This window comes from Cellulomonas sp. P4_B5_2 (assembly GCF_056402235.1).
In genome coordinates, this window is sequence record NZ_JBFUHU010000127.1 from 1 (window position 1) to 16,129 (window position 16,129).

The 16,129-nt window shown below is 72.0% G+C and carries 11 protein-coding genes and 1 pseudogene; 9 read left to right on the forward strand and 3 right to left on the reverse strand.

Going from position 1 to position 16,129, the window contains the following annotated elements; genetic code table 11:
- From AC1DUQ_RS10910 to AC1DUQ_RS10920, 3 genes and pseudogenes are all read left to right on the forward strand, one after another.
- Positions 1–199 (forward strand): annotated as a pseudogene (locus AC1DUQ_RS10910) (FAD-dependent monooxygenase); the annotation flags it as partial.
- A gap of 64 nt (positions 200–263) precedes the next feature.
- Positions 264–830: a hypothetical protein gene (locus AC1DUQ_RS10915; RefSeq protein ID WP_477059618.1), complete on the forward strand. Its 567-nt coding sequence runs from the start codon at positions 264–266 to the stop codon at positions 828–830.
- 136 nt (positions 831–966) lie between these two features.
- Positions 967–1,992: a thermonuclease family protein gene (locus AC1DUQ_RS10920; RefSeq protein ID WP_477073784.1), complete on the forward strand. Its 1,026-nt coding sequence runs from the start codon at positions 967–969 to the stop codon at positions 1,990–1,992.
- 13 nt (positions 1,993–2,005) lie between these two features.
- Here the strand turns inward: AC1DUQ_RS10920 and AC1DUQ_RS10925 are convergent, their stop codons facing one another.
- Positions 2,006–3,457, reverse strand: coding sequence for a helix-turn-helix domain-containing protein (locus AC1DUQ_RS10925; RefSeq protein ID WP_477059620.1), 1,452 nt, complete (start codon positions 3,455–3,457; stop codon positions 2,006–2,008).
- A 150-nt stretch (positions 3,458–3,607) separates the two neighbouring features.
- Between AC1DUQ_RS10925 and aceA the strand changes: the two genes are divergently transcribed.
- The 4 genes from aceA to AC1DUQ_RS10945 all read left to right on the forward strand — a co-directional run bounded on the left by aceA (position 3,608) and on the right by AC1DUQ_RS10945 (position 11,648).
- Complete coding sequence (gene aceA, locus AC1DUQ_RS10930; protein ID WP_477059621.1) at positions 3,608–4,906, forward strand: isocitrate lyase; 1,299 nt, start codon at positions 3,608–3,610, stop codon at positions 4,904–4,906.
- Between the two features lie 42 nt (positions 4,907–4,948).
- Complete coding sequence (gene aceB / locus AC1DUQ_RS10935; RefSeq protein WP_477059622.1) at positions 4,949–6,592, forward strand: malate synthase A; 1,644 nt, start codon at positions 4,949–4,951, stop codon at positions 6,590–6,592.
- Positions 6,593–6,646: 54 nt separating this feature from the next.
- Positions 6,647–10,777, forward strand: a complete 4,131-nt coding sequence (locus AC1DUQ_RS10940) for a S8 family serine peptidase (RefSeq protein WP_477073785.1) — start codon at positions 6,647–6,649, stop codon at positions 10,775–10,777.
- A gap of 94 nt (positions 10,778–10,871) precedes the next feature.
- Positions 10,872–11,648, forward strand: coding sequence for an SDR family oxidoreductase (locus AC1DUQ_RS10945; RefSeq protein WP_477059624.1), 777 nt, complete (start codon positions 10,872–10,874; stop codon positions 11,646–11,648).
- Positions 11,649–11,719: 71 nt separating this feature from the next.
- Here the strand turns inward: AC1DUQ_RS10945 and AC1DUQ_RS10950 are convergent, their stop codons facing one another.
- Positions 11,720–12,487: a VOC family protein gene (locus AC1DUQ_RS10950; protein WP_477059625.1), complete on the reverse strand. Its 768-nt coding sequence runs from the start codon at positions 12,485–12,487 to the stop codon at positions 11,720–11,722.
- Between the two features lie 330 nt (positions 12,488–12,817).
- Between AC1DUQ_RS10950 and map the strand changes: the two genes are divergently transcribed.
- Together map and AC1DUQ_RS10960 are read left to right on the forward strand one after the other, a co-directional pair.
- Positions 12,818–13,582, forward strand: coding sequence for a type I methionyl aminopeptidase (gene map, locus AC1DUQ_RS10955; RefSeq protein WP_477059626.1), 765 nt, complete (start codon positions 12,818–12,820; stop codon positions 13,580–13,582).
- A gap of 234 nt (positions 13,583–13,816) precedes the next feature.
- Positions 13,817–15,334, forward strand: coding sequence for a CoA-acylating methylmalonate-semialdehyde dehydrogenase (locus AC1DUQ_RS10960; RefSeq protein ID WP_477059627.1), 1,518 nt, complete (start codon positions 13,817–13,819; stop codon positions 15,332–15,334).
- A gap of 119 nt (positions 15,335–15,453) precedes the next feature.
- Here AC1DUQ_RS10960 and AC1DUQ_RS10965 read toward each other — a convergent pair.
- A partial coding sequence (locus AC1DUQ_RS10965; protein ID WP_477073786.1) for an ABC transporter permease occupies positions 15,454–16,129 on the reverse strand: 676 nt, incomplete at its 5' end.

Below are 16,129 nucleotides of genomic sequence, written 5' to 3' on the forward strand. Positions count from 1 at the left end.
CGCCGCGCTCGCGGAGTACGACCGGCTGCGGCGTCCGCGGACGCAGGCGATCGCGCGTCGAGCCCGGGCCGTCGGGCGCGTCGCCCAGCTGGGCTGGGGGCCGGCCGCCGCGGCACGGGACCTGCTCCTGCGGGCGATGCCCGACGCGGCGTCGGCGCGGGCCGCCGCAGCCGTGCAGCGGTGGGACCCGCCGGCCTGATCGATCCGCACCTCCCCGGCGTGCCCACCGCCGAGTGTCAGTGGTCGGCTGCACCCTGGTGGACATGATCACTCTGTCCTGCTCCTGCGGCTCCGCCGGCTCCACCCGTCGCCACCCCCTGCGCGGGATGTCGGCCGACGAGCGCGCTGCCCTGATCCGGGACGCGTTCTCGGTGAGCGGCGGCTTCCTCGCGCTCGAGGTCGACGCCTCCTGGCACCCGGGGTCCGACGAGCCCACCGAGGGGTGCGTCGTGCTCGCGGACCTCGACTCCCTCGACGCCTCGGCCGGCCTGGACGCGGCCGGCGCCAAGGCCATCCGCGACCTGCTCGAGATCGGTCACGTGCGCGGCCAGGCCCTCCCGGCGCCCGTGGAGGCGGGAACCGTGCGCTTCCGAGTCGCGCCCGCCGACGAGTTCGGGCCGGCGATCGCGTACATGGTCACCGACGGCACGGAGACGCTGCTCGACGCCACCGTCCCCGTGCCGCACGAGGACCTGCTCGCCGACCTCGTGGCGCTGCACCGTGACCTGGGCGCCGACGCCCTCGTGCGGGTCGACGCGCTGGCCGCCCGGACCGGCCTGGCGGGTGCGATCACCCGAGTCCGTCAGCAGCGGAGCACCGCGGTCGCCTGACCTGGCGGAAGGCTGAACGCTCCGTCCCGACGTCAACCGGGCCGCGCGCTCGGCCGATGTCGCTGGCATGCGTTCCCACCGTTCGCGCGTCGCCCTCCTCGGACTCCTCGTCGCGGCCACCGCGACCGGCTGCAGCGTGGCTTCCGCCGCCGATGTCAGTTCCGACCCGCACGCGGCGACGGTCATCGGGGTGGTCGACGGGGACACGGTCGAGGTGGAGCAGAACGGCGCGTCCGCCAGCCTCACACTGCTCGGTCTCAATGCGCCCGGACTGGATGAGTGCCTCGGAGCGCAGGCGGCGCGGGCCCTCGAGGAGCTGCTGCCGGCGGGGACCGAGGTGCGTCTGGAGGTGTCCGGCGAGAGCCTCGCTGCCGTCTACGCCGACGGCGTGCTGGTCAACGCGGAGCCGGCACGGCTGGGGCTGGGGCACACGCTCGCCAACACGGTGGTCACCGACGAGGTGCTGGCCGCGGAGGAGGAGGCGATCGCGGCCGGCGTCGGTCTGTTCGGCGCGGCCGCGGAGTGCACGGTGTCGTCGCAGGTGGCCGCGCTCGAGGTGACCGGTGCCGAGGCCGCCGAGGCAGCGTCGTCGCTACCGGCGGGAGCGGGTGTCGAGGAGGTGGACCGGCGGGGAGCCGTGGTCGCGGCAGCGGCGGTCGCGGGAGCGGAGGTGACCGCCATGCTCGACGGCGACGAGGCGGCGCGGCTGCCGGCGGTGCTGGTCGCCGACCTGCGAGGTCGGACGGCAGCGGTGAACGAGCGCCTGAGCGCCGCCGCCACGGCGCTGCAGCAGGCGCGGGCCGCGGAGGAGCAGCGCATCGAGGCGGAGCGGGTCGCCGCCGAGGCGGCCGCAGCACAGGCGGCTCAGGCGGCCGCGAACGAGGCAGCGCGTCAGGCGCAGGCGGCAGCCGACGCGGAGGCGGCCCGGGTCGCGGCCGAGGCAGCAGCGGCGAAGGCAGCGGCGACGAAGGCAGCGGCGACGAAGGCTCCGACGCCGACGACGACCAAGGCTCCCGCGGCGGCTCCGGGCGGCACGGTCTACTACAAGAACTGCGACGCGGTCCGGGCCGCGGGCGCTGCTCCGCTCCGCACCGGGGACCCCGGCTACAGCAAGGAGCTCGACCGCGACGGCGACGGGATCGCCTGCGAGAGGCGGTGGTGACCCCAGCCGGACGTCACGCCTGCGGCGCGTGCCGGTCCAAGAACCGGTAGACCTCCGTCGTGTCCACCCCGGGGAACACCCCCACGGGCAGCGCAGCCAGCAGGGACGCGTGCGGGCGGGCGCTCGGCCAGGACTTGTCCGACCAACGCTCGGCCAGGTCGGCGGGCGGCTGCCGGCAGCACGTCGGGTCCGGGCACTTCGACGCCGCGCGCTCGGTGGTCTCGCGGCCCCGGAACCAGCGGACCTGGGCGAACGGCACCCCGACGGACACGGAGAACGCGCCCTGCGACGACGGCTGCACGCGGCTGGTGCACCAGTACGTGCCGGACGACGTGTCGGTGTACTGGTAGTACGGCGAGAACCGGTCGGGCAGGGTGAACACCACCCGGGCGGTCCACTGCCGGCAGACGGGCTGCCCCTCGATGGCGCCCAGCGGGTCGGCCGGGAACTTCACGCCGTCGTTCTCGTAGGCCTTGTGCAGGGTGCCGCCCTCGTGGACCTTCATGAAGTGCACGGGGATGCCCAGGTGGCGCGTCGCCAGGTTGGTGAACCGGTGCGCGGCGGTCTCGTAGGGCACGGCGAAGGCGTCGCGAAGGTCCTCCACCGACAGCCGCCGCTCGGCCTTGGCCTCCTGCAGGAACGGCACGGCGCCGTCCTCCGGGAGCATCAGCGCGGCCGCCAGGTAGTTAGCCTCGACGCGCTGGCGCAGGAAGTCGCCGTAGTCCCTGGGCTCCGCGTGGCCGAGCACGTGGCTGGCGATGGCCTGCAGGAGCGGTGAACGGGCGTCGCTGGTGCCGGGGTTGCCCTGGGGCAGGTAGATGCGGCCGTTGGCCAGGTCGGTGACCGATCGGGTGGAGTGCGGCAGGTCGGGCACGTAGTGGAGGCCGAATCCCAGGTGCGCGGCGATGTCCGCAGTCGCGCGCTGCGACAGCGGGCCGCCGGGGTGGTCGATCGCGGCGAGCAGGCGGCGGGCGTGGTCCTCGAGCTCCGGGAAGTAGTTGTCCTGCGCGCGCATCCGGATGCGGAGCTCGGCGTTGGCGCGGCGGGCCTCCTCCGGCGTGGCGGCGTTCTCCGTGAGCAGGCGCTGGATCTCGGCCTGCAGGCGGACCAGCGCCTCGAGGGCGTCAGCAGGCAGGGAGCGACCGACCTTCACCGGCGAGACGCCGAGCGACGCGAAGAGGGGTCCCCGCTGCGCGCGCTCGAGCTCCACCTCCAGGGCGGCGCGGCGCGTGGGCGGCTCGGTGCGCAGCAGCTCGGACAGCGGGACGTCGAGCGCCTCCGCCACCTGTGCCAGCAGCGAGAGCTTGGGCTCGCGGTGACCGTTCTCCAGCATCGACACCTGCGAGGGCGCGCGACCGATCGCCGTGCCCAGGTCGTCGAGCGTCATGTTCCGGCCCGTGCGCAGGTGCCGGATCCGTCGTCCCAGCACCAGCGTGTCGAGGCCGCCGTTGGCCGTCGTCGTCATGCGTCCACCATCGCCCGCCGCCCGCGCTTCTGTCCAGGAGAAGGAACGCCGATCTTCTGCGGACTCTGCCGGGGAAGAACCGTGGAACAGCGAGGAAAGTCGAGGTCAGGCCGAAGGGCCGAGAAGAACCGCCAATGACGGAGGATCACGATGAGCACGTACAGGCACGGCGACCAGACCGAGACCGCGGCCGAGCTCGCGGCGAGCTGGGACCTCGACGCGCGCTGGGCCGGCATCCGCCGCACCCACACCGCCGAGGACGTCGTCGCCCTCCGGGGGTCGGTCCGCGAGGAGAGCACGCTCGCCCGCCGCGGCGCCGAGCGGCTCTGGCAGCTCCTGCACTCCCGCACGCTGGTGCCGGCGCTGGGTGCGCTCACCGGCAACCAGGCCGTGCAGCAGGTCCGCGCGGGGCTCGAGGCCATCTACCTGTCCGGCTGGCAGGTCGCGGCCGACGCCAACCTGTCCGGCCAGACGTACCCGGACCAGTCGCTGTACCCGGTCAACTCGGTGCCCGCGGTGGTCCGCCGGATCAACAACGCGCTCCTGCGCGCCGACCAGATCGAGTTCGCCGAGACCGGTCGCCGCACGCGCGAGTGGCTGGCGCCGATCGTCGCCGACGCCGAGGCCGGGTTCGGTGGGCCGCTGAACGCCTACGAGCTCATGCACTCGATGATCCAGGCGGGTGCGGCGGGCGTGCACTGGGAGGACCAGCTGGCGGCCGAGAAGAAGTGCGGACACCTGGGCGGCAAGGTGCTGGTGCCGACGTCGCAGCACGTGCGGACCCTGTCCGCGGCGCGGCTCGCGGCCGACGTCGCGGGGGTGCCGTCGGTCATCGTCGCCCGCACCGACGCGCTCGGCGCCGACCTGCTGACGTCGGACATCGACCCGCGCGACGAGCCGTTCCTCACCGGGGAGCGGACCGCCGAGGGCTACTACCGGGTGCGCCCGGGCCTCGACCCCGTCGTGGAACGCGCGTCCGCTTATGCGCCTCACTCGGACCTCATCTGGGTGGAGACGTCGACGCCCGACGTCGGCGCGGCCATCGAGTTCGCCGAGCGGATCCACGAGCGGTTCCCGGGCAAGCTGCTGGCCTACAACTGCTCGCCGTCGTTCCACTGGCGCTCGCAGCTGGACGACCTGCAGATCGCGCGGTTCCAGCGGGAGCTCGCGGGCCACGGGTACGTGTTCCAGTTCATCACCCTGGCCGGGTTCCACGCCCTCAACCACTCGATGTTCTCGCTGGCTCGCGGCTACGCCGAGCGCGGCATGAGCGCGTACGTCGAGCTGCAGGAGGCCGAGATCGCCTCCGAGTCCGACGGCTACACCGCCACGCGTCACCAGCGCGAGGTCGGCACCGGCTACTTCGACCGCGTCGCCACCGCGATCAGTCCCGAGAGCGCCACCCTCGCGCTCGCCGGCTCGACGGAGACCGCCCAGTTCACCCACTGACCTCCCTTACCCGCCGCTGATCCGACCTCACCAGCACCCGCCATGACCATCACCATCCCCCCGCCGCTGATCCGACCTCACCTGTCGCAGACCGGGCCGTCCGTGCCCGGCACGAACGAGATCCTCACCACCGAGGCGATCGACTTCCTCACCGACCTGCACCTGCGCTTCTCCAGCCGCCGGCACGACCTGCTGCTGGGCCGTCAGCACCGCCGGACGCGGTTCTCCAACGGTGCCGACCCCGACTTCCTGCCCCTGACCGCGGGGATCCGGGCGGACCCGAGCTGGCGCGTGGCCGGCCCCGGGCCGGGCCTGGAGGACCGGCGCGTCGAGATCACCGGCCCCACCGACCGCAAGATGACGATCAACGCGCTGAACAGCGGCGCCAAGGTGTGGCTGGCGGACATGGAGGACGCCACGAGCCCCACGTGGGGCAACGTCATCGGCGGGCAGCACTCGCTGTTCGACGCGATCCGGGGGCAGATCGACTTCACGTCCCCCGAGGGCAAGGAGTACCGGGTCGGCCCCACCACGCCGACGATCGTGTTCCGGCCGCGCGGCTGGCACCTGACCGAGAAGCACCTGGAGTTCACGGACCGCGCGGGTCAGACGTGCGCGGCGTCCGCGAGCCTCGTCGACGCCGGCCTGTACCTGTTCCACAACGCGCAGGCCCTCATCGACTCCGGCCGCGGCCCGTACCTGTACCTGCCCAAGCTGGAGGGTCACCTGGAGGCGCGCCTCTGGGACGAGATCTTTCGGTTCACGGAGGCCTACCTGGGTCTGCGGTACGGGACCATCCGCGCGACGGTGCTCATCGAGACCATCACGGCCGCGTTCGAGATGGAGGAGATCCTCTACGAGCTGCGCGACCACTGCGCGGGGCTGAACGCCGGCCGCTGGGACTACATCTTCAGCGTCATCAAGAACTTCCGCGCTCGCGGACCGCGGTTCGTCCTGCCGGACCGCGGCAGCGTGACGATGACGGTCCCGTTCATGAAGGCGTACACCGAGCTGCTCGTCGCGACCTGCCACAAGCGGGGCGCGCAGGCCATCGGCGGCATGAGCGCGTTCATCCCCGACCGCCGCGACCCGGAGGTCACCGACAAGGCGCTCGCTCAGGTCAGGGCCGACAAGCAGCGCGAGGCCGGACAGGGGTACGACGGCACCTGGGTGGCTCACCCCGACCTCGTCCCGGTCGCCCGCGAGGTGTTCGACGAGGCTCTCGGCGACCGCGTCGACCAGCGGCACCGGCTGCGTGAGGACGTGCACGTGACCGCCGCGGACCTGCTGGACATCCCGTCGGCCGGCGGCGGCGAGCCCGGAGCTGTCACCGACGGGGGCCTGCGCGGCAACGTGTCGGTGGGCGTCCGGTACCTCGAGGCGTGGCTGCGGGGCATCGGCGCCGTCGCGATCGACCACCTCATGGAGGACGCCGCCACGGCCGAGATCTCGCGGTCGCAGGTGTGGCAGTGGGTGCACCAGGAGGTCGTCACCGCCGAGGGGACGCGCATCGACGCCGAGCGGGTCGAGCAGGTGCTGAAGGCGGTGCTGGCCGACCTCCCGCGRACCGACGGCGACCGGTACGACGACGCGGCCGACCTGTTCCGGCAGGTCGCCCTGTCGGAGGAGTTCCCGACGTTCCTCACGGTGCCGGCGTACACGCAGTTCCTCGTCGCCCACGAGTGAACGAGACCGTGGTCCGAGGCCCGCCAGCCTCGGACCACGGCGCGCGCGCGCCCGATGCGACTCACGAGTCGCCGAGCGGGTGCCCTCGCGGCGGCGGTCGCGGCCGTGCTCGTCGCGACGCCGATGGTCTCTGTCGCCTCGCCCGCTCCCGCACGGGTCGCCGAGATCACGGCAGGAGAGTCGGCTGCCGTGCCCGACCCGGAGGCGGAGCCGGCGGATCGCGCCGACCTCGGCCTCGTCCCGGTGTTGGAGCCGGCAGCACCCGCGATCGAGCCCGACCGCGTCCTCGTCCGATTCGCGCCCGGTACCTCGGCGTCGGCGAAGCGCGGCTCCATCGAGGCCGCCGACGGGACGCAGGACGGTGCGATCGGCGGCACCGGCTTCGTCGCCGTCGAAACGGCTCCGGGCGAGGCCGCTGACGTCGCCGCGGAGCTGGACGCGGACCCTTCCGTGGCGGACGTCCAGGTGGATCATGTGCGGGCGTCGAGCGGGGTCGAGGTCTGGGGCGGTGAGGAGTACCTCGAGCACGCCTGGCCGTACCTTGAACTCACGACGCTGCCGTCCGCCTGGGAGTCGGCCGACGGCCGCGGCGTGACCATCGCGGTGCTCGACACGGCGATCTACACCACCCACCTCGAGCTCGCGTCCCGGATCGTCCCGGGTATCGATCTCGTCGGCGGCTGGATGACGAACTCCCACGGGACGGCTGTAGCGAGCGTGGCCGCGGGTGGTGCCAACGGCCTCGGGGCGGTCGGGGCCGCGTACGCCGCGTCGGTCATGCCGGTCCGAGTCCTCGACGACTCAGGTCAGGGAACTGACTCCACCATCGCAGCGGGTATCGACTGGGCCTCGTCGCACGGTGCCAAGGTGATCAACCTGTCTCTGGGTGGCCCCGATCCGTCGCTCGTCCTGCGTGCTGCCATGCAGACGGCCGTGTCGCGCGGCTCGGTCGTCGTGGTGGCCGCGGGCAACTCCGGGGACGACGTCCCCCAGTACCCCGCCGCCTACGCCGCTGAGCTGCCCGGTGTCCTGTCCGTCGCGTCGACGAACGACGACGGCGAGACCCTGCCGAGCTCCTCCGGGGGTGACTCCGTGTCGCTGGCCGCTCCCGGCCTGGACATCATCGGTGCTGGCGCGAATGGCACGCCGTGGGTCTCCATGAGTGGGACGTCGGTGGCCGCTCCGTTCGTGAGCGGTGCGGCTGCTCTGGTCATCCAGAAGAACCCGACGTGGACGCCCGCGCAGGTGTCCGAGCGGCTGATGGCGACGTCTCGGGACGCGGGCCCACGTGGCGTCGACCCGTACTTCGGTCGGGGGATCCTCGACGCCGGAGCGGCGCTGGGCCAGACCCCGGCGGTCCCGCTCGACCGCGCGGTGGGCGATGCGGGCGCCACCGACGACCTGCCCAGCCGCGCGGTCGCGGTCTCCCTGCCGGTGACGGATGCGGTCGTGCCGCTCGAGGCTCAGGGTGACGCGGACTGGCGTCGGTTCGAGAGCGTGGCAGGCACCGACTACGAGATCGTGGCCCGCCCGGAGTACTGGAGCCCGCTCGACCTCGTCGTGGTGCTCGACAAGAACGGCAAGGAGGTGCACCCGGAAGCGCAGGACCTGCTCGGCCGGGAGCACACCTACCGCAGCCTGGCGGGCGGGACGATGTACGTCGGGGTCGGGCCTCGTGCGCAGGATGCTGAGGAGATCGGCGTCACGCTCCTGACGATCCGACGTGCACCGACCCAACGGTCGACGGACTTCGTCCTGTTCGACGAGCCGGCGGCCATCGCGCCCACGCCTTCCGGCCTTGCTGGTGCCGACCTGACCGGTGATGGCATCGAGGACCGGGTGGGGGTCGGGACCTGGTCGGACTCGTTGATCCTGTGGCCTGGTCTGGCGAGCGGGGCGGACGGACCCGCGGTCACTCTCGGTATACCGACCCCCGATCGACAGACGATCTTCACCGTGCCGGTGAACATCTCGGGTGACGCAGTCCCCGAGCTGTTCGTCGTCCCCGGATCCGCAGGTGCCTATGTCACGAGCGCTCGGGGCGGGTCCTGGGCTCCTCTGATCCCCGTCGGTGCGGTGACGGAGAACGTGCGGCAAGTCACGACGGGGGACCTCGATCGTGACGGCGACCAGGACGTGGTCGTGACCCTCTGGTATCAGACCCTCGTGTTCCGGAACGTCGGTGGCGAGCTGCACCAGGAGACCCTGACCTCGATGGCGGGGACGACCGTGGAGCTGCTGGATCTCGACGGCGCAAACGGGCTGGACCTGGTGTTCGACCAAGGGCGCACCGCCCTGCAGCGCCCGGACGGAACCTTCGCTCCTGGTCCCGAGCTGGGCATCTACGGCGGCTACGAGTCGAGGGTCGCGCTCATCGATGACGACGCCCTGCCCGATCTCCTGATCCAGTCGGGCGGGAACAGCGAGACGTCCATCTTCTATGGCAAGGCGGGGGGTGGCCTGAGCGCCCCACAGCCTGTGCACATCCCGCCCGCTTCGCCGCGGTCCTTGCTTCTCGTCGACGTCAACGGTGACGGGCACACCGACATCGTCGGACGCGACTGGATCGTCCTGCAGAGATCTGACCGCAGCTTCCGCGCCATCCAGCGCCAGTACCTGGAGATCGACGGCGATGTGGTGAAGGTTCGTGACCTGACCGGTGACGGTCGGCCGGACCTGATCTGCTCGACCCGCGACAGCACGCTGGTGGTTCCGCAGCTCGGGCCCGACGGAGACGACACGCCGGGCGCTGCGGCGTGGGTCTGGGCAGTCTCACCGGAGGCCTTCGCCACTGGTGTGCCGGCGCGCCCGGACGTGCAGGTGACCAGCACGCGTTCGCTGGCGCGGGCGACCGGCGTCACGCTCGTGGRGTCCGACGGGAAGTCTGTCGCGGCCGGAGTGACTCTCGACGCGTCAGGCCACACGATCACGCTGACGCCGACCGCGGACCTGGTGACCGGTGGGCACTACGAGGTGCTGGTGACAGGCTTGGAGGACACCGACGGGGACGTGATGCCGGATGTCGTGCGCAGCTGGTTCACCGTGGGTGCGGCGGGTCAGCGGTACACGCCGGTCGACCCGGAGCGGTGGCTGGACACCCGGCAGGGTCGCGGCGCGCTGCGGCCGGGCTCGCCGTTGGACCTGTCGTTCGACGAGCTGCCCGAGGACGCGACGGCGGTCGTCCTGAACGTCACCGCCGCCGCGCCCGTCGGGGCCGGGTTCGTCCGGGTGTTCCCGACGCCGGCGGTCGGTGTGACCACGGAGCCGTCGACGTCGAGCCTGAACCTGGCCAACGGCATCGACCAGCCCAACCTGGTGACGGTGAAGCTGGGACGCGACCGGAGCGTGCGGATCTCGTCGATCTGGACGACCACGCACATCGTGGTGGACCTCGCGGGCTACTACGGGGCCGGTGGCGCCACGGCGTACGTGCCGTTGGCGCCGGTGCGCGTCATGGACAACCGCACGGGCGAGGACGGCAGCTTCAAGGGCCGGATCAGCGCGGGGACGTACGTCGACCTGCAGGTGGCCGGGAAGAACGGCGTGCCTGCCGACGCGTCCGCCGTGGTGCTCAACGTGACGGGCGTGAACCCGCCCGGCCGCACCACGGTGCGGGTGTATCCGACGCCGGAGCCGTTCCGGAACAGCTGGCGACCGGAGGTCTCGAACCTGAACCTGATGCCGGGCCGCGACCAGCCGAACCTGGTCACGGTGAAGGTGGGCTGGAACGGCAAGGTCCGGTTCTACGTCCACAACACCGACATGTTCCTGGTCGCGGACCTGGCGGGGTACTACAGCCCGACGGGCGCGAACGGGTTCACGGCGATGGATCCGGTTCGGCTCGCGGACACGCGAACGGGTCTCGGCCTGCCCGGTGGGCGGATGGTACCGACCGAGTCCCGCACGCTCAGGGTGTCGGGGACGCACGGCATCCCGGCGGACGCGAAGGCGGCGGTGCTCAATGTCACGGGCGCTCGTCCCGGGTACTTGACGGTGATCCGGGTGTTCCCCGCGGGCTTGGCTCAGCTGCCGTCCATCTCGAACCTGAACCTGGTCCCGGGTCGTGACGACCCGAACATGGTGATCTCGAAGATCGGCACCGGGGGCGGGGTGGATTTCTACACGCACTCAGCCACCACCGACCTCGTCGTCGACGTCGGGGGTTACTTCACGACCTTCCGCTGACCCTGCTCGCGCCGGCGACGTCGATCCCGCGGATCGGGCTCGAATGCGCCTGGGGCCTCGCGGTCCTGCAGCGCGATCGGCGAGGATCGAGGGCATGGCAGACGTCGAACGCCCCGTGCTGGTCACCGGCGGCACCGGGACCCTGGGCCGCGCCCTCGTGCACACTCTCCTCGACGCACACCGTCCGGTGCGGGTGCTGAGCAGGCGCGATCGCTCACCTGCCGTCCCCGCCGCGGTCGAGTGGGCGGTCGGTGACCTGCTGACCGGCGACGGTCTGGTCGAGGCCGTGGCAGGCACCAGCGCGGTCGTGCACTGTGCGAGCGACCCGCGCAAGCCCGACGACGATCTGGACGCCGCCGTCCAGCTGCTGCTGGCGGCCCGTGCGGCCGAGGTCCCGCACCTGGTCTACGTGTCGATCGTCGGCGTCGACCGCGTGCCGTTCGCGTACTACAAGGCCAAGCACCGCGTGGAGGAGATCGTCGAGGACGGCGGTGTCCCGTGGACGATCCTGCGGGCGACCCAGTTCCACGAGTTCGTCGCCCACCTGCTCGACCTCCTGTCCCGCGGACCGGTCGCGCTCGCGCCCGCCGGCATGAGCGACCAGCCCGTCGATGTCCGCGAGGTGGCGTCGCGACTGGTCTCACTGGTGGCGGCGGGACCCTCCGGTCGCGTCGACGACCTCGGCGGCCCGCAGGTGCTCACCACCGCCGAGCTCATGCGCACGTACCTCTCGGCGACCGGGCGGCGGCGGCCGGTGTGGACCGTCCCGTTCCCCGGTCTGGGCGGGTTCCGACGAGGGCACCACCTCACGCCCGAGCACGCGGTCGGCCGGCTGACCTTCGCGGAGTGGCTCCAGGCCCGGTCGCGGTAGCTGCCGTCCTGGACCACCTGGCGCGGGGCACGAACGACATCGCCACACGGCTGAAGGCGTAGGCCGCCGGCTCAGCTCTCGAAGAGGCAGAACGGGTGGCCGGCCGGATCGAGCATGACGCGGACCTCCTCCTGCGGCTGGAACCCCGCGAGCGTGGCCCCCTCCGCGAGCGCGTGCTCGACGCCCCTGGCCATGTCGTTCACCCAGATGTCGAGGTGCTCCATCATCTGCTGGTGGTCGGTCGTCGCCGGCCAGACAGGCGTCTCGTAGAGCGGGTCGGAGCTGAACGCGACGCCAGTCCCGCCGCCCGGCGGCCGGAGCATCATCCAGCCCGGCTCCTCGCCCATGACGCGCCACCCGAGCAGGCGGCGGTAGAAGTCGCCGAGCGCGTTGGCGTCGCGGGCCTCCAGGACCGTGGTGGACAGGGAGAACTCCAGGCCCGCGTGCCGGGTGATCGGTTCTCGGACGGCCGGGCCGCCGAAGATCGTCAGCGGTGACGGGTGCCGGGGTTCGTACAGCCCGAGCGACCCACCGCTGGGCAGCGGGATCCGGGTGACGACGCCCCAGTCCTCGGTGTGCGGGTGTCCGACCGGCCGCACCCCCCTGGCGGCCAGGTCGGCGAGCGTCCGGTCCAGGTCGTCGCACATCAGGTGCAGCGTCGCGCCGTCCGCACTGTGGCCGGGATGCACCCCGAGCTCGGCCGGAGGGAGGGCGAAGATCAGCCACCCGTCGCCCGAGGTCGCATCCTCCACCGACGGCCACCCGAGCACGTCACGCAGGAACGCGCGATCGGCGGCGGGGTCGGAGCTGGCCAGCAGCACGTGCAGCGCGGAGATCACCCGTCCAGCGTCGCCACGTGTTCCCGTGTTCGCCACCCGGAAAACCCCTTGGCGGCGGCGGGATCCGGACGTACGGTCGTCGCACACGGGAAGGAGGTGGTCCAGGACATGTTCTATTCCAGGACGCGTGAGGTGACTGCCCGCTAGTCGCCCGAAAGTACTCGGACGGATTGCACAGACGATCCGCCCGCAGGCCCACCCGGACCGGCGAGCGAATCCATGGCAGTCACCGCAGCCCGTGGGAGCCGCGACCTCGTCCTTCGCGGCAGGGCCTCTTCGGAGGCCTGGCCCACGGGCTGTTGCCTGCCCATCTCGTGGCAGGCTGGAGGCGTGGCTCTCAAGAACCCCTCCCAGATCGACCAGATGCGCCCGGCCGGGAAGTTCGTCGCCGGCGTGCTCTCCTCCTTGCGTGACGTCGCCCGCGAGGGGATGACCCTCAAGCAGCTGGACACCCACGCGCACCAGATGATCGACGCGGCCGGCGCCCACTCGGTCTACCTCGGCTACCACCCGTCGTTCGGCGCGATGCCGTACCCCGGCGTGCTGTGCACCTCCGTCAACGACGCCGCACTGCACGGCCTGCCGTCCGACTACGTGCTCGCCGACGGTGACGTCCTGAGCATCGACTTCGCCGCGCAGGTCCAGGGCTGGGTGGCCGACTCCGCGCTGACGTTCCAGATCGGCACGCAGGACCCGGCCGTCCAGAAGCTGATCCAGACCACCGAGCGGGCCCTCGACGCCGGAATCGCCGCAGCTCGGGCGGGCGCGCGGATGGGTGACATCTCGTCGGCCATCGGCACCATCGGCCGGGCCGGTGGGTACGGGATCAACGCCGACTTCGGGGGCCACGGCGTCGGGCGGACCATGCACGAGGACCCGCACGTGCCCAACCTCGGGCGCCGCGGCACCGGGCAGAAGCTCAAGGCCGGCCTGGTCATCGCGATCGAGCCCTGGTTCATGGCCGGCGGCGACGAGTACACGATCGACGCCGACGGCTGGACCATCCGCACGGGCGACGGCTCGGTGGCCGCCCACGCGGAGCACACGATCGCGATCACCCCCGACGGCGCCCTGGTCCTCACTGCCCGCGACTGACCCAGACGTCCAACGTCCGAGGAAGTGGCCGCCGGAGCAGCCACATCCTCGGACGCAACGCAGGTGAGCCGGTGAGCGTCCGAGCAAGCGGTCGCCAGGGCAGCCGCATCCTCGGACGTCCGCGGGCTCGCGCGTCCCAGCGACCGGATGTGCGGACGTTCCCTGTTCTTGACGGCGGACTTAGATTGGCTCGATCCGGCATCGCCGGCGGATCCGCACGGAAGAGGGCCTCTGATGTCCGCGCTCGTCGAAACTGCTCCGCTCATCGGTCACGTCGTCGGGGGCCAGGTGACGACCCCCGAGGGGTCCCGCACCCAGGACGTGTTCGACCCCGCGACCGGGGAGGTGTCGGGCCGGGTGCTCCTGGCGGAGCAGGCCGACGTCGACGCGGCGGTCGCGGCGGCCGTGGTCGCGGCGGAGTCGTGGTCGCAGGAGCCCGTCGCCAAGCGGGCCGCCGTGCTGTTCGCGCTGCGCGAGCAGATCGTGCAGCACACCGACGAGCTGGCCGCGATCATCACCGCCGAGCACGGGAAGGTGCTGGCCGACTCCCACGGGGAGATCGCCCGCGGGCTCGAGGTCATCGAGTACGCCTGCGGCATGCCGCAGCTGCTCAAGGGTGAGTACACCGACCAGGCGGCCACGGGCGTCGACGTGTTCTCGTTCCGGGAGCCGCTGGGCGTGGTCGCGGGCATCACCCCGTTCAACTTCCCGGCCATGGTGCCGCTGTGGATGTCGCCGATGGCCATCGCCACCGGCAACGCGTTCGTCCTCAAGCCGTCCGAGCGCGACCCGTCCTCGTCGCTGTTCCTGGCGAAGATGTGGAAGGCCGCTGGGCTGCCCGACGGCGTGTTCTCGGTGGTGCAGGGCGACCGGGTGGCCGTCGACGCGCTGCTCACGCACCCGGACATCGCCGCGGTCTCGTTCGTCGGCTCGACGCCGATCGCACAGCACGTGCACGCCACCGCGACAGCGCACGGCAAGCGGGTGCAGGCGCTCGGTGGGGCCAAGAACCACGCGGTCGTGCTGGCCGACGCCGACCTGGACCTCGCGGCGACCCACCTGACCGGTGCGGCGTTCGGCGCGGCCGGCGAGCGGTGCATGGCCATCTCGGTGGCGGTCGTGGTCGACGAGGTCGCGGACGCCCTGCTCGAGCGGCTGCGGGCGGGCGCGGAGAAGGTCCGGGTGGCGCCGGGCACCGACCCGAACAGCGACATGGGCCCGGTCATCACCAAGGCGTCGCAGCTGCGGATCGAGGAGATCGTCACCGACGCGGTCGCCAACGGAGCCTCTGCGGTCGTCGACGGCCGCGGGCACTCGGTGGCTGGTCACGAGAACGGGTTCTTCGTCGGCCCCACGGTCCTCGACGGCGTCTCCACGGACATGCGCGCGTACGTCGAGGAGATCTTCGGGCCGGTGCTCGTGGTGATCAGGGCGGCGGACCTGTCCGAGGCGATCGCCCTGGTCAACGCCAACCCGTACGGCAACGGCACCGCGCTGTTCACGTCCTCGGGCGACGCGGCGCGGACGTTCCAGCGGGCCGTGAACGTCGGGATGATCGGCATCAACGTGCCGATCCCCGTGCCGGTCGGGTGGCACTCGTTCGGCGGGTGGAAGAACTCGCTGTTCGGCGAGAGCCACATCTACGGCCCCGAGTCGGTGCGCTTCTACACGCGCGGCAAGGTGGTCACCAGCCGCTGGCCCAGCAGCCCGGCGACGGCCAAGTTCCACTTCGGCCGCACCACCTCCCACTGACCGCAACGTCCGCACTCGAGAGGGCCTGAACCCGACGGAGTGCGGACGTCCCAGCCAGGGACCAGCAACGTCCGCACTCGAGCGGGTCTGAACCTCATCGAGTGCGGACGTTGCGGGTTCTACAGCGAGCGCTGGTACGTGCGCATCGCCCCGACCGACCACCACCCGATGAGCGTCGCCAGGGCCAGGAGCAGTGCGCCGCGGGTGGCCACCACCGACCAGTCCACCGACGGGGACATCCCCGTGCGGGCGATCTCCGTCGCCCAGGTCAGCGGGTTGTACCGCGCGGCCGTCTGCACCCAGTCGGGCAGCAGCGCCGCGGGCATGAGGGCGGTCGAGACGAAGGTCGCCGGCAGCACGATGATCGTCGAGATGCCGATGAGCGCCGTCTGGTCGCGGGCCAGCAGCGCGACGGCGGCCGACAGGGAGCAGAACGCCGCCGCGAGCAGCAGTGACGCCCCGATCGCGAGGGCCATGCCCCCGACACCTCCGGAGTACCGCGCGCCGGCCAGCGCGCCGATCCCCAGGACGCAGATCCCCTGCACCACGCAGACGAGCAGCTGCTGCACCAGCTGCCCGGCCACGAGCGACGACCGCGACACCGGGGACGTGAGCATCCGGTCCATGACCCCTGAGCGGATGTCGTCGATGAACCCGGTGCCCGCCCACGCGCCCGAGTACAGGACGGTCATCATGAGGATGCCCGGCACCAGGAACGTCATGTAGTCCTCGGACCCGAAACCGGGAGCGGTGGCGACCGACGAGAACACGTTCCCGAACAGGACAAGCCAGATC